General features: G+C 68.9%; 9 protein-coding genes and 2 pseudogenes. 5 read left to right on the top strand and 6 right to left on the bottom strand.

Annotated elements, in window-relative coordinates; translation table 11 throughout:
- Positions 1-38: 38 nt before the first annotated feature.
- Positions 39-4,016: an ATP-dependent RNA helicase HrpA gene (gene hrpA, locus HUN07_RS11415; protein WP_174909756.1), complete on the top strand. Its 3,978-nt coding sequence runs from the start codon at positions 39-41 to the stop codon at positions 4,014-4,016.
- A 30-nt stretch (positions 4,017-4,046) separates the two neighbouring features.
- Here hrpA and nrdR read toward each other — a convergent pair whose 3' ends face one another.
- Together nrdR and HUN07_RS11405 are read right to left on the bottom strand one after the other, a co-directional pair.
- Positions 4,047-4,538: a transcriptional regulator NrdR gene (gene nrdR / locus HUN07_RS11410; protein WP_114720036.1), complete on the bottom strand. Its 492-nt coding sequence runs from the start codon at positions 4,536-4,538 to the stop codon at positions 4,047-4,049.
- A 252-nt stretch (positions 4,539-4,790) separates the two neighbouring features.
- Entirely contained in the window at positions 4,791-5,204 is a 414-nt protein-coding gene (locus HUN07_RS11405) for a hypothetical protein (protein ID WP_114719871.1), read from the bottom strand.
- Positions 5,205-5,503: 299 nt separating this feature from the next.
- Between HUN07_RS11405 and lexA the strand changes: the two genes are divergently transcribed.
- Positions 5,504-6,262 carry a transcriptional repressor LexA gene (gene lexA, locus HUN07_RS11400; protein ID WP_114719869.1) on the top strand — a complete coding sequence of 253 codons (759 nt, stop codon included), beginning with the start codon at positions 5,504-5,506 and terminating at the stop codon, positions 6,260-6,262.
- 72 nt (positions 6,263-6,334) lie between these two features.
- Here lexA and HUN07_RS11395 read toward each other — a convergent pair whose 3' ends face one another.
- Positions 6,335-7,480 (bottom strand): acyl-CoA dehydrogenase family protein, encoded by a 1,146-nt coding sequence (locus tag HUN07_RS11395; protein WP_174909754.1) that lies wholly within the window; start codon positions 7,478-7,480, stop codon positions 6,335-6,337.
- Between the two features lie 167 nt (positions 7,481-7,647).
- Positions 7,648-8,904 carry a uracil-xanthine permease family protein gene (locus tag HUN07_RS11390; RefSeq protein ID WP_114719865.1) on the bottom strand — a complete coding sequence of 419 codons (1,257 nt, stop codon included), beginning with the start codon at positions 8,902-8,904 and terminating at the stop codon, positions 7,648-7,650.
- A gap of 310 nt (positions 8,905-9,214) precedes the next feature.
- Here HUN07_RS11390 and HUN07_RS26925 point away from each other — a divergent pair.
- From HUN07_RS26925 to HUN07_RS27425, 3 genes and pseudogenes are all read left to right on the top strand, one after another.
- A pseudogene (locus tag HUN07_RS26925) lies at positions 9,215-9,541 on the top strand (aldehyde dehydrogenase family protein); the annotation flags it as partial.
- Between the two features lie 139 nt (positions 9,542-9,680).
- A pseudogene (locus tag HUN07_RS27430) lies at positions 9,681-10,525 on the top strand (GMC family oxidoreductase N-terminal domain-containing protein); the annotation flags it as partial.
- Positions 10,523-11,227: a GMC family oxidoreductase gene (locus tag HUN07_RS27425; protein ID WP_368077049.1), complete on the top strand. Its 705-nt coding sequence runs from the start codon at positions 10,523-10,525 to the stop codon at positions 11,225-11,227. The pseudogene HUN07_RS27430 and the gene HUN07_RS27425, both read left to right, overlap by 3 nt.
- A gap of 12 nt (positions 11,228-11,239) precedes the next feature.
- On the opposite strand, the gene HUN07_RS11375 is transcribed toward HUN07_RS27425, so the two are convergent.
- On the bottom strand, positions 11,240-12,298 hold the full coding sequence (locus HUN07_RS11375; protein WP_174914639.1) for a hypothetical protein: 1,059 nt from the start codon (positions 12,296-12,298) through the stop codon (positions 11,240-11,242).
- A gap of 58 nt (positions 12,299-12,356) precedes the next feature.
- On the bottom strand, positions 12,357-13,829 hold the full coding sequence (gene hflX / locus HUN07_RS11370; RefSeq protein WP_174909752.1) for a GTPase HflX: 1,473 nt from the start codon (positions 13,827-13,829) through the stop codon (positions 12,357-12,359).
- Between the last annotated feature and the right edge of the window lie 33 nt (positions 13,830-13,862).

Genomic DNA, 13,862 nt, shown 5'->3' with positions numbered 1-13,862 from the left:
GGAATTGCCGTTGCACGCTTCGATAGGCTGTGCGGAGCATGTCGACAACACCATCAGCAGCCGAGACCGGGTTCGATCGCCGCGAGGCGAGGAAGCGGCTCGGTGCCCTCACCCTCCGCGACGAGCACCGGCTTCGCCGACGCCTCGACCGCGCCAAGTCCCCGTCCGCGCTCGCCGCACTCGCCGACGAGATCTCCGCCGCCGAGCTGCGCGTCGAGGGCCGCCGGGCGCAGGTCCCGCCGATCACGTACCCGGAAGCGCTGCCGGTCACGCAGCGCCGCGAGGACATCGCCGCCGCGATCGCATCGCACCAGGTGGTGATCGTCGCCGGCGAGACGGGTTCCGGCAAGACCACCCAGATCCCGAAGATCTGCATGGAACTGGGCCGCGGCATCCGCGGCATGATCGGGCACACCCAGCCTCGCCGCCTGGCCGCCCGCACGGTCGCCGAGCGGATCGCCGAGGAGGTGGGACGCGAACTGGGCGACACCGTGGGCTACACCGTCCGCTTCACCGACCAGGTGTCCGACTCGACGCTGGTCAAACTGATGACCGACGGCATCCTGCTCGCCGAGATCCAGCGCGACCGGATGCTGCGCCGGTACGACACGCTGATCATCGACGAGGCCCACGAGCGCAGCCTCAACATCGACTTCATCCTGGGCTACCTCAAGCAGCTGCTCCCCCGGCGCCCCGACCTCAAGGTGATCATCACCTCGGCCACTATCGACCCGGAGCGGTTCGCCGAACACTTCGCGGTGGACGGCGTGCCGGCACCCATCGTCGAGGTGTCGGGCCGGACGTTCCCGGTGGAGATGCGCTACCGCCCGCTCACCGTCGAGGTGGGCGAGCAGACCTTCGACCGCGACCCCGTCGACGCGGTGTGCGAGGCCGTCGAGGAACTCGCCGCCGAGGGTGACGGCGACATCCTGGTCTTCCTGTCGGGCGAACGCGAGATCCGCGACACCGCGGACGCCCTGCGGGACCGCAAGTACCGCAACACCGAGATCCTGCCGCTGTACGCCCGGCTGTCCGCCGCGGAACAGCACCGGGTGTTCTCCCCGCACACCGGGCGGCGCGTGGTGCTGTCCACCAACGTCGCCGAGACGTCGCTGACGGTGCCCGGCATCCGTTACGTCATCGACCCGGGCACGGCCCGCATCTCGCGCTATTCGGTCCGCACCAAGGTGCAGCGCCTGCCGATCGAACCGATCTCGCAGGCGTCGGCCCGCCAGCGCGCCGGACGATGCGGTCGGGTCGCGGACGGAATCTGCATCCGCCTCTACGCGGAGGACGACTTCGAGTCGCGGCCCGCGTTCACCGAGCCGGAGATCCTGCGCACCAACCTGGCGTCGGTGGTCCTGCAGATGACCGCCCTCGGGCTCGGCGAGATCGAGGCGTTCCCGTTCGTCGAGGCACCGGATCCGCGGGCGATCCGTGACGGCGTCGCGCTGCTCGAGGAACTCGGCGCCATCGCCGGACCCGGTCAGCGCCGCGTCGACGCCGACACCGAGACCGACGCCGAGACAGCCCGGGACAAGCCCGTCGGCCCGCAGCTCACCGCGACCGGCCGCGAACTGGCCCAGTTGCCGGTCGATCCGCGGATGGCGCGCATGCTGGTCGAGGCGCACCGCAACGGCTGCCTGCGCGAGATGCTGGTGATCGTGTCCGCGCTGTCCATCCAGGACGTCCGCGAGCGCCCCGCCGAGTTCCAGCAGGCCGCCGACGAGAAGCACGCCCGCTTCGCCGTCGAGAACTCCGACTTCCTCGCCTACCTCAAGCTGTGGGAGTACCTGCGCGAACAGCGGAAAGAGCTCAGCTCCAACCAGTTCCGGAAGATGTGCCGCAACGAGTTCCTCCACTGGCTGCGGATCCGCGAGTGGCAGGACCTGCACGGCCAGCTCCGTCAGATCACCCGCGGACTCGGCTGGGAGCCGGGCGATTCCGGCGGCCCGGACGCCGCGACGGCGTCCGAGACGTCGATCCACCAGTCGCTGCTCGCGGGCCTGCTCTCGCACATCGGGCTGCGCGAGGGCGACAAGCGCGACTTCCTCGGCGCCCGCGGCAGCCGGTTCGCGATCTTCCCCGGCTCCGGCCTGTTCAAGAAGCCGCCGCGCTGGGTGATGGCGTCCGAACTGGTCGAGACGTCGCGACTGTGGGCGCGGATGGCCGCCCGCATCGAACCCGAGTGGGCCGAGAAGCTGGCCCCACACCTCGTCAAGCGCACGTACTCGGAGCCGCACTGGTCCACCAAACGGGCGTGTGCGATGGCGTACGAGCGGGTCACCCTCTACGGCGTCCCGCTCGTCACCGGACGACCCGTCACCTACAGCACGATCGACCCCGAGGCATCGCGGGAGTTGTTCATCCGGCACGCACTGGTGCAGGGCGAGTGGCAGACACAGAACAAGTTCTTCCACGCCAACCGCGCGCTGCTCGACGACGTCGAGGAACTCGAACACCGGGCCCGACGACGCGACATCCTCGTCGACGACGAGACGCTGTTCGAGTTCTACGACCAGCGGGTCGGTCCGGAGGCGGTGTCCGCCAAGCACTTCGACACGTGGTGGAAGCAGGCGCGACGCTCGGATCCGAATCTGCTGAACTTCACCACCGCCACGGTGGTCAACGCCGACTCCGCCGCAGTACTCGAGGGCGACTACCCCGACGCGTGGCGTCAGGGCGACATCCAGTTCCCCTTGACGTACCAGTTCGAGCCCGGCACCGAGGACGACGGCGTCACCGCGCGGATACCGGTGGCGCTGCTCGCGGGCCTGCGCCCGGTGGGATTCGACTGGCTGGTGCCCGGCATGCGCACCGAGCTGGTCACCGCACTGATCAAGACGCTGCCGAAACAACTCCGCCGCCAGGTGGTGCCGGCCCCGGACTTCGCCGCGGCCGCGCTCGCCGCCGTCAAACCGCGATCCGAGTCCCTGATCCACGCGATGGCGCGCGAGCTGTCGCGGCTCGGTTCGTGCCGGATCGACCCGACGGACTTCGACGTAGCGTCGCTGCCGCCGCACCTGCGGATGACGTTCGCGGCGGTGGACGAGAAGGGCAAGGTCCTCGGCAAGGACAAGAGCCTGGCCGCGCTGCGCCGGTCCCTGGCACCGCGGGTCGAGGTGGAGGTCGCCAAGGCCGCCTCGACCACAGAACGGGCCCCGGCACCGGTCTGGACCGCGCAGACCCTGGGCACGCTGCCGTCGTCGGTGACCCGGACCCTGGGCGGCCAGAAGGTGACCGGCTACCCGGCGCTGGTGCCGGAGGACTCCGGCGTCGCGGTGCGGGTGCTCACCACGCCGGCCGCGCAGCGCGCCGCCATGCGGGCCGGCACCCGCCGGCTGCTGTTGAACGCTGTTCCGACGCAGGCCAAGTCGGTGACCAACGGGATGAGCAACGCCGACCGTCTCGCGCTCGGCCAGAACCCGGACGGCAGCTTCGACGCGCTCCTCGAGGACTGTCGCGCGTGCGCGGTCGACGAGCTGATCGCCGAGAACGGCGGCCCCGTGCTCGATCCCGCCGCGTTCGAGACGTTGACCGGGAAGGTCCGCGCGCAGCTCGCCACCCGTGTCGCGCGGCTGCTTCACCTGCTGCTTCCTGCGCTCGCAGAGGCACATCGTCTGTCGGTGATCCTCGAACGATCCGTCGGCGAGGCCGCGGACGACGTGCGCGAGCAGCGAGAGTCGTTGCTGTTCCCCGGGTTCGTGACCGAACTCGGCTCCCGGCGACTCAAGGACCTGCCGCGGTACCTGGCGGCGGCGTCGCTGCGGCTCGAGTCGCTGCCCGGCAGCGCGCAACGCGACCAGGCGGGGATGGATGTCCTCGATCGCGTGTACTCCGCCTACGACCGGATGCTCTCGGCCCTGCCGGAGGAGCGCCGAGGAGACGACGACGTCAACGAGGTCCTGTGGAAGATCGAGGAGTTGCGGGTGAGCCTGTTCGCACAGTCACTGGGCACCGCGATTCCCGTGTCGGAGAAGCGGGTACTCAAGTCGATCGACGGGATCCGGCGGTAGCGCGCTCACCCGGCGGCCTGCCGGCCGGAGTCACTCGGTGACGGACTCCGCGTCGGCGAGCTCGGCGGTGCGGCTTTCGCGGTGGGCGCGCAGGTCCTTGATCTCGCGCTCGAAGTCCTCCGCGGAACTGAAGGAGCGGTACACAGACGCGAAACGCAGGTACGCCACCTCGTCGAGGTCACGCAGCGGACCGAGGATGGCCAATCCGACCTCGTGGCTGGGGATCTCGGGCGACCCTGACGCGCGGACTGCGTCTTCGACCTGCTGGGCCAGCAGGTTCAACGCGTCGTTGTCGACCTGGCGGCCCTGGCACGCGCGGCGCACACCCTGGACCACCTTCTCCCGACTGAACGGCTCGGTGACGCCACTTCGCTTGACTACGGCCAACACGGCCGTCTCGACGGTGGTGAATCGGCGGCCGCACTCCGGGCACGAGCGTCGACGACGGATCGCCGCGCCCTCGTCGGCCTCTCGGGAATCGACCACGCGCGAATCGGGATGCCGGCAGAACGGGCAGTGCATGGTGATTCCTTCGTAGCCATCGTGGCCGCTGCGCCGCTTCTCGACCGATGCCGGTTCCAGCAGGACCGACTCACGCAGGGGAGACACGATATCGACGCGACCACGCGATGTGGTGTGACTGACAGGATTCGAGGATACCCGCCCCACCCATACCGACAGCGACTCCCGGGTACCCAGGCGGATCAGCGCCGAATCCGATCGTGCCGGCAGCACCATGATCGAACGCCTCCTCCATTCGCGACCGGAGCCCGGTCACCTCACGAACGACTCTGTTCCCTGCACCTGCACCGTGTCGGTCGCCCCCGACTCCCCGGCGGCCAAGTTCGCGAGCGCATCCAGCCCCACGACGATGCCGACGGTGACGACGACGGTCGCGACGATCGCCGACAGACCTGCGAATCGTGGCCGCGGGCGGCGCTGATCGTGTGACGGGTGGGAGGTGACCGAGACCCGAGATCCGCGCGAGCCGTACCGCGGCACGGCGTCGTAGTGCATGAGACCGGCAACCGGACGCCGCGAGTCCACGGGCCGGATGCGCGCCGGGCGGTACTCCCGCACGGTGCCACGGTCGATGATCACGCCGGACGAATCCGCCCGCATGTAGACGTCCCGGCGGCCCGTCGGCGTCCGACCGACCGATCCATTCCCCGAAAGTGCGATACCCATCCGAACCTCCCAGCCAGTCGTCGAGCCGTTTCACTAGTCGGACAGAGCGCGAACCGGACGTGTGGCGCTTCCTCCGGACACGTCGCGAGCAATCCGAGCAAACCGTGTTCGATCATGCGTTCGATAGAACACATATTCGATTTCTACCACGCGGCTGCGACAAAGTCAGTAGTTTCGACGACACAGGTCGAACAGATGTTTGAAGTAGTGGGGTGATCGGGATAGATTCGTGGCAGAACACACAGACACTCACCGACTCAGCCCGCGAGCCGCTGGAGCCGCGAAGGAGGCCACGCGCCATGAAGGACGACAGCTCGAGTTCCTCCGGCAAGTCCGGACGCACGTCGCCCGACGACGCCCAGGCCGCCGCCGGGCTGGGCACGGGACTCGACGCCGGCCAGCTCACCGACCGTCAGCGCAACGTCCTCGAGGTCATCCGGACGTCGGTCGCCGAGCGCGGTTACCCGCCGAGCATCCGCGAGATCGGCGACGCGGTCGGCCTCACGTCCACGTCGTCCGTCGCGCACCAGCTGCGCACACTCGAGCGCAAGGGCTTCCTGCGGCGCGACCCGAACCGGCCCCGTGCGGTCGATGTCCGGGGACTGGACACGCTCGACGGCCTGGACGACACGCGGTCGACGCCGAGTGCATCCGCGGCCATGAAGTCCACCGACGAACTGCCGGCCCCTACGTTCGTGCCGGTGCTCGGACGCATCGCGGCCGGCGGCCCGATCCTGGCCGAGGAAGCCGTCGAGGACGTCTTCCCGCTACCCCGCGAACTGGTCGGGCAGGGATCGCTCTTCCTACTCAAGGTGGTCGGCGAGTCCATGATCGACGCTGCGATCTGCGACGGCGACTGGGTGGTCGTGCGGCAGCAGAACGTCGCGGAGAACGGCGACATCGTCGCCGCGATGATCGACGGTGAGGCGACCGTCAAGACCTTCAAGCACACCGGCAAGGATGTGTGGCTCATGCCGCACAACCCCCTGTTCGACCCCATTCCCGGCAACGACGCCGCGATCCTCGGCAAGGTCGTCACCGTGATGCGCAAGCTCTGACCCGTTACGACGACAGGGGCCGCGGCACTGGGTGCCGCGGCCCCTGTCGTCGTGAGGAGCGAGAAGTGCGGGTCAGCCGAGGTTCAGTCCGCGACCGATGATCTCCTTCATGATCTCGGTGGTGCCGCCGTAGATCGTCTGGACCCGAGAGTCCATGTACGCCTTGGCGATCGGATACTCGCGCATGTAGCCGTAGCCGCCGTGCAGCTGCAGGCACCGGTCGATCAGCTTGACCTGCGCCTCCGTGGTCCACCACTTCGCCATTGCGGCTTCCTGGACGGTGAGTGTGCCCGCGTTGAGCTGTTCGATGAACTTGTCCACCAGGATCCGCACGGCCGTCGTCTCGGTGGCGAGTTCGGCGAGCACGAACCGCGTGTTCTGGAAGCTCCCGATCGACTTGCCGAACGCCTTGCGGTCACGGCAGTACTGGATCGTCATGTCGAGGCAGGATTCCATCGCGGCGGCCGCCACGACCGCGATCGACAGGCGCTCCTGCGGCAGGTTCTGCATCAGGTAGATGAAGCCCATGCCCTCCTCGCCGAGGAGGTTCTCGGCCGGCACCCGGACGTCGGTGAAGCTCAGTTCCGCGGTGTCCTGGGCCTTGAGACCGATCTTGTCGAGGTTGCGTCCCCGCTCGAAGCCCTCCATGCCGCGTTCGACGACGAGCAAAGAGAAGCCCTGCGCACCCTTGTCGGGATCGGTGCACGCGACGACGATCACGACGTCGGCGTTGATGCCGTTCGTGATGAAGGTCTTGGCGCCGTTGAGGATCCAGTGATCGCCGTCCTTGACGGCGCGGGTTTTGATGTTCTGCAGGTCGGACCCGGTGCCGGGCTCGGTCATCGCGATCGCGGTGATGAGTTCGCCGGAGCAGAACCCGGGCAGCCAGCGCTGCTTCTGTTCCTCGTTGGCGAGCTTGATCAGGTACGGCGCGACGACGTCGTTGTGGAGCATGAAGCCGACACCGCTGTAACCGCCGCGGGTGGTCTCCTCGGTGACGATCGCGTTGTACCGGAAGTCCTCGACTCCCCCGCCGCCGCACTCCTCGGGCACCGCCATACCGAGGAAGCCCTGCTTGCCGGCCTCGATCCACACCGATCGGTCGACGATGTTCTGCTCCTCCCACTGATCGTGGAAGGGCGCGACGTGCTGATCGAGGAACTTGCGGTAGGACTCCCGGAACAGTTCGTGCTCCGGTTCGAACAGGGTGCGTTCCACTGCGTCTCCTCATGTCGAGATGTACGGCGATCTGCCGGCGGCCGCGGGCACGCAGCAGCAGACCTACTTCCTCGACATGACCGTAAAGCGAAGATCAACGTCGATCCATGACCGAGACGAGCACGATTCGTGACCGCGTGGCGCAGATCACGAATCGTGCGCGACCTCTATGCGCGGCGCATCGAGTTCAGCCGGCGCATCAGCGGGTAGGCGACCAGGATGCCGACCGAGCCCCACGCGATGCCACCGAGTTCGACGGAACCGATCGACAGGGTGAGGTTGCCGATCCCGGCGACGAGGGCGGTCGCCACGACGGTGAGGTTGACGGGATCGGTGAAGTCCACCTTGGCGTCCATCCAGATCCGGACACCGAGCACGCCGATGAGGCCGTACAGCACCATCGTGGCGCCGCCGATCACGCCGTCGGGCACGGTGAACACGAGCGCGCCGAACTTGGGCGAGAAGGACAGGACGATCGCGGTCGCCGCCGCGACCCAGTACGCCGCGGTCGAGTACACCCGGGTCGCGGCCATGACCCCGATGTTCTCGGCGTACGTCGTGGTTCCGGATCCGCCGCCGGCGCCGGCGAGGGTGGTTGCCAGACCGTCCGCGAACAGGGCGTTCCCGGCCAGGTCGTCGAGCGAGCGGCCCGTCATCGCGGCGACCGCCTTCACGTGGCCGACGTTCTCGGCGATCAGGACGATCACGACCGGCAGAGCGAGCAGGATGACGGACAGATCGAACGACGGACCGCGCAGGTGCGGCACACCGAACCACGCGGCCTCACGCAGCGCGTCCACGCGGTCGTCCGCGAGCCCGCCCGTGATCGCGGCGAACACCCAGCCGATCACGACGCCGATGAGGATGCCCAGGCGACCGATGATGCCCGGCCCGATCACCGTGGCGAGGAGGATGCCGAGGAGCGTCACCGCGGCGATCAACGGCTGCGCCTGGAACGACCCGGCCGCGGTGGGCGCCAGGTTGAGGCCGATCAGCGCGACCACGGCGCCGGTCACCACCGGCGGCATGACCGCGTCGATCACGCGGGCGCCGATCAACTTCACCGCCAGGCCGACGAGCATCAGCACGACACCGGCGGCGAGGACGCCGCCGAGCTGCGCGGCGGGCCCGTCACCGGCGGCCGCGGTCAGCGGCGCGATGAACGCGAACGACGAACCGAGGTAACTCGGGATCCGCCCGCGCGTGATGATGAGGAACAGCGCGGTGCCGATGCCGGAGAACAGCAGCGTCGTCGTGACCGGGAAGCCGGTGATCGTCGGCACCAGCAGGGTGGCGCCGAACATCGCGATCACATGCTGCATCCCGATGCCGATGGTGCGCGGCCACGACAGCCGCTCGTGCGGTGCGACCACCGCGCCGTCGCTGATCCGTCGGCCGTCGCCGTGCAGCGCCCATCCGAACATCCCGGTGCCGGCTTCCCGTTCGGGCGCGCGTTGCGCGTGGTCCTCTGTACTCGTCACAGTTGGCCAATAGTAGAGCTACCGCCTGCGCCGATACACCACCGCACCTGGACTCGCCACCCGAATCACATCCATACCGAGTGCCCGGTCCGAGCGAAAAGGGGCTACAGCGGTTCCGGCCTCTTCCCCACCGTCGATCGACAAGTCGACCGCCGAAAGGGTTGGCGGCCACCCACCGGACGGTGGGTGGCCGCCAACCCCCACCGCGACAAGGTCAGCGCATACGTCCGCAGGGGGGGTCGAGGAGGGCGCCGTGCTGCGCTGCGGCGGCGAGTGGGGCTCCGGTGATTTGGAGAGCGGCTACTACTACCTGCCGACCGTGCTCGACGGCGTCCGGCAGGGCATGTCCGTCGTCGTCGACGAGGGCTTCGGTCCGGTCGTGACCGTGGAGACGTTCACCGACGAGGAGGACGCGGTGCGGATCGCCAACGACACGCGTTACGGCCTGGCCGGTGCGGTGTTGACGCAGGACGCCGGCCGGGCGCAGCGGGTCGCGAACCGGATGCGCGCAGGCACGGTGTGGATCAACGACTTCCACCCCTACCTCCCGCAGGCGGAGTGGGGTGGCTTCGGTGAGTCCGGCTTCGGCCGCGAACTCGGACCCACGGGCCTCGACGAGTACCGCGAGGCCAAGCACGTCTATCAGAACATCGCTCCCGGTGAGCGGGTGGTTCACGGACCGGAGCTCGGAGCGATCGGAGATCGGAGAAGGAGTGAGCATGACGTCCCAGCAGGAGCACGAGTACGACTACGTTGTCGTCGGTGGCGGGTCGGCGGGCGCCGCGGTCGCGGCGCGGCTGAGCGAGGACCCCTCGGTGACGGTCGCGCTGATCGAGGCGGGGCCCAGCGACGTCGGGCTCGACGAGATCCTGATCCTCGAGGACTGGATGGCGCTGCTCGAATCCGGTTACGACTGGGACTATCTCATCGAGCCCCAGGAACACGGCAACTCGTTCATGCGGCACGCCCGGGCGCGGGTGCTCGGTGGGTGCTCGTCGCACAATTCGTGCATCGCGTTCTGGCCGCCGCGCGAGGATCTCGACGAGTGGGCCGGCAACCTCGGCTGCACCGGCTGGGAGGCCGAGGCGATCTTCCCACTCGTCAAGCGCCTGGAGAACAACTCGCGACCCGGCGACCACCACGGCCACGACGGCCGGTGCTGCGCGACGTCCCACCGAACGACCCGTGCGGTGTCGCGATCCTCGACGCGTGCGAGCAGGCCGGTATCCCCCGCGCAACGTTCAACGAGGGCGAGACGATCGTCAACGGCGCCAACTTCTTCCAGATCAATGGGCGCGAGGACGGCGTGCGTTCGTCGTCATCGGTGTCGTACCTGCACCCGATCCTCGACCGGGAGAACCTGACGGTCCTCACCGATCACTGGGCGAAGAAGGTGCCGATCGAGGACGGCCGGTGCGTCGGCGTGGATGTGCTGTTGAAGGACGGCATCCATTCGCGGCGAATCACGGCGCGCCGCGAGGTGATCCTGTCGGCGGGCGCGATCGACTCCCCCAAGCTGCTGATGCTCTCGGGTGTCGGCCCCGCCGAGCACCTACGGGAGATGGGCATCGAGGTGCTCGTCGACCCCCCCGGTGTGGGCAGCAACCTGCAGGACCATCCCGAAGGCGTGATCCAGTGGGAGGCAAAGCAGCCCATGGTGACCCGATCGACCCAGTGGTGGGAGATCGGCATCTTCTCCCCTACCCAGGAGAACCTGGACCGCCCCGATTTGATGTTCCACTACGGCAGCGTCCCGTTCGACATGCACACCGTGCGGCAGGGCTATCCGACGTCGGAGAACGCCTTCTGCCTCACACCCAACGTCACCCACGCCCGATCCCGGGGCACGGTCAGATTGCGCAGCATCGACTTCCGGGACAAGCCGAAGGTGGATCCGCGGTACTTCACCGACCCCTACGACATGAACATCATGATCCAGGGCATCCGCCGGGCCCGGGAGATCGTCGCCCAGCCGGCCATGGCCGAATGGGCGGGCCGGGAGTTGTTCCCCGGCACCGATGTCCAGACCGACGAACAGATCGCCGACTACATCCGGCGCACCCACAACACCGTCTACCACCCGGTGGGTACGGTCCGGATGGGGCCCGACGCGGACTCTCCGCTCGACCCTCAGTTGCGGGTCAAGGGCGTGCAGGGCCTGCGGGTGGCGGACGCCTCGGTGATGCCGAAGATCGTCGCGGTGAACCCGAACATCACCACGATGCTCATCGGCGAACGCTGCGCCGACCTGATCAGGAATTCCTGACCGGCGGGGCCGCTACGAGCGGGACCGGCGCCGCACCAGAGCGAACGTCGCAAGTCCCGCGACCAGCGCGCCGACGCCGAGGACCGCCGTGGACCACCGGGGAGCCGAGGGCTTCTCGGTGGTCTCACCGGAGGCCTGGGCCGGGTCCTGGCCGTGCCCCTCCGACGCCGACAGTGACACCGAGCCACCGGACCAGCTGCTGCTGCGCGCCAGTTCCGTTGCGCCCCTCAGGATCTGAACCGGGGGCAGCGGGCCACCGGCCGACTCGGAACCCGCGAGCAGGTCGCCGTCCGGCGTGAACGCGATCGCCTCGCCCTGCGGCTGGTTCGGCAACGCCACCCGCACCGGTGTGGTGGCGGTGAGCGCCCGCACCAGATCGCCGTCGGGTGCCGAGTACAGGTAGACGTCGGTGTAGGTGCGCAGCGCGGCGACGGTGCCGTCGGCGCTCACCGCGCCGCCGGTGACGAGGGTGGATCCGCCGACCGGCACCGGACCGCCGGGCGTGCTGGTGGGGCCGAGACGTACGTCGCCGACTCGCTCGAGCGGTGTGGGCCCGGGCGATGCCAGGTCGCCGAGCGCGGCCGCACCGGCGGGGCGGTAGATGCCGTTGGTGGCGAGGACTTCCTTGGTGACGATCAGCGGAACGCCGTCGCGCTGGATCAGCAGCGCCTCGGCGTCGTGCGGGCCGTCCGGGTACGTCAGCCGGTGCAGCTGCCCCGCGCCGGTGGCCGGGTCGAGGTCGATGAGCGCGACGGTGGAGCGGACGCGCTCGTTGTCGCCGGCGTCCGACAGCCACAGCCGGCCGTCCGGCCCGACACCCATGTCCTCGATGTCGTACGGGTCCACCGGCACCGACAGCGTGCCGGTCACCGCACAGTCGCCGTCCATCACCACGACGGCGTCGTCGGTGCCGCTGTCGCCGATCCCGTAGGTCTTCCCGCCCGCCACCGCCAGCCCCGACAGCTCCGCGAGGGCCGGATCCCCCGGCGTGCAGACCTGCTCGAACTGTGCGCCGGTCACCAACACTCCGGAACCGGAACTCTGCGCGGCCGCGGGCGCGGCCAGCAGCATCGACGGGACCAGGACGAGTGCCGCTCCGGCGAGTGACAGCCGGGCCGCGCCGCGAGGACTACCCACGCCCCGCGAACTCGACGAGGGCCGAGGCGAGCGACTCGGGCACGCGCACGCGCATCCGGGTGCCGCCCTCCTCGTGTGAGGTGTCGAGGATCTGGCCGTCCGAGTGAATCCGGGCGACGAGGTCGCCGCGTGAATAGGGCACGAGCACGTCGACCTCGATCTCCGGTCGCCGAACGATCTCGCCCAGTCGCGTCCGAAGCTCATCGATGCCCTCCCCGGTCCTGGCGGACACGAACACCGCACCGGGCAGCAGCCCGCGCAGCTGGGTGAGAACCACCGGGTCCGCAGCGTCGATCTTGTTTACCACGATCAACTCGGGCGGCGCGGTCGTATCGTTCTCGCGGATGACCTCGGTGATCACCTCACGGACGGCCTTGATCTGATCGGTCGGCAGCGGATCGGATCCGTCGACGACGTGCAGCAGCAGATCGGCGTCGGTGACCTCCTCGAGGGTCGACCGGAACGCCTCGACCAACTGCGTCGGAAGGTGCCGCACGAAACCGACGGTGTCGGTGAGCACGTATTCGCGACCGTCCTCGAACGACGCCTGGCGCGTGGTCGGATCCAGCGTCGCGAACAGCGCGTTCTGTACCAGCACACCGGACCCGGTGAGGGCGTTGAGCAGGCTGGACTTGCCGGCGTTGGTGTAGCCGACGATCGCGACGGACGGGATCTCACTGCGCAGGCGGTGGCTGCGCTTGGTATCCCGCGACGACTTCATCGCCTTGATCTCGCGCCGCAGCTTCGCCATCCGCTCACGGATACGACGACGATCGGTCTCGATCTTGGTCTCACCGGGACCACGCAGACCGACGCCGCCGTTGCTGCCCGCACGGCCACCGGCCTGCCGGGACATCGACTCGCCCCAGCCGCGCAGCCGGGGCAGCATGTACTCCATCTGAGCAAGCGCGACCTGTGCCTTGCCCTCGCGGGAGGTCGCGTGCTGCGCGAAGATATCGAGGATCAGCGCGGTCCGGTCGATGACCTTGACCTTGACGACCTTCTCCAGCGCCGTCAGCTGCGCGGGCGTGAGCTCGCCGTCACAGATGACGGTGTCGGCGCCGGTCGCGAGGACCACCTGCCGCAGCTCGTCGGCCTTGCCCGACCCGATGTACGTCGCGGCGTCGGGCTTGTCCCGGCGCTGGACCAGGCCCTCGAGAACCTCGGAGCCGGCGGTTTCGGCGAGGGCGGCGAGCTCGGCCATGCTCGCGTCGGCCTGCGCGGCGGTGCCCGACGTCCAGACACCGACGAGAACCACGCGCTCGAGGCGCAGCTGCCGGTACTCGACCTCGGTGACGTCGGTGAGCTCGGTCGACAATCCCTGCACTCGGCGCAGCGCGGCGCGCTCGTCGAGCTGCATGTCGCCGACGGACGGCGCCGCGGAATCGTCGAAGTACTCAGCCTCGCCGGAGGTTGCGTGGTCGTCCGCGGTGGACGGGACGTGGGTGCGATGTGTTTTCGTCATACACGTTCATGGTCCCACGAAGCGAGACCGGCG

Source organism: Rhodococcus sp. W8901, from assembly GCF_013348805.1.
In the GTDB taxonomy this organism is placed as follows: Bacteria; Actinomycetota; Actinomycetes; order Mycobacteriales; family Mycobacteriaceae; genus Prescottella.
Note: the sequence above shows the minus strand (reverse complement) of the source record. Positions and strands in the feature narration are given on the sequence as shown.

Coding starts and splice junctions, on each gene's coding strand:
- lexA (WP_114719869.1), top strand. CDS start 5,504: ATGAAGGACGACAGCTCGAGTTCCTCCGGCAAGTCCGGACGCACGTCG.
- hrpA (WP_174909756.1), top strand. CDS start 39: ATGTCGACAACACCATCAGCAGCCGAGACCGGGTTCGATCGCCGCGAG.
- hflX (WP_174909752.1), bottom strand. CDS start 13,829: ATGACGAAAACACATCGCACCCACGTCCCGTCCACCGCGGACGACCAC.
- HUN07_RS27425 (WP_368077049.1), top strand. CDS start 10,523: ATGGGCATCGAGGTGCTCGTCGACCCCCCCGGTGTGGGCAGCAACCTG.
- HUN07_RS11405 (WP_114719871.1), bottom strand. CDS start 5,204: ATGGGTATCGCACTTTCGGGGAATGGATCGGTCGGTCGGACGCCGACG.
- HUN07_RS11375 (WP_174914639.1), bottom strand. CDS start 12,298: ATGCTGCTGGCCGCGCCCGCGGCCGCGCAGAGTTCCGGTTCCGGAGTG.
- nrdR (WP_114720036.1), bottom strand. CDS start 4,538: ATGCACTGCCCGTTCTGCCGGCATCCCGATTCGCGCGTGGTCGATTCC.
- HUN07_RS11390 (WP_114719865.1), bottom strand. CDS start 8,904: ATGTTCGGATGGGCGCTGCACGGCGACGGCCGACGGATCAGCGACGGC.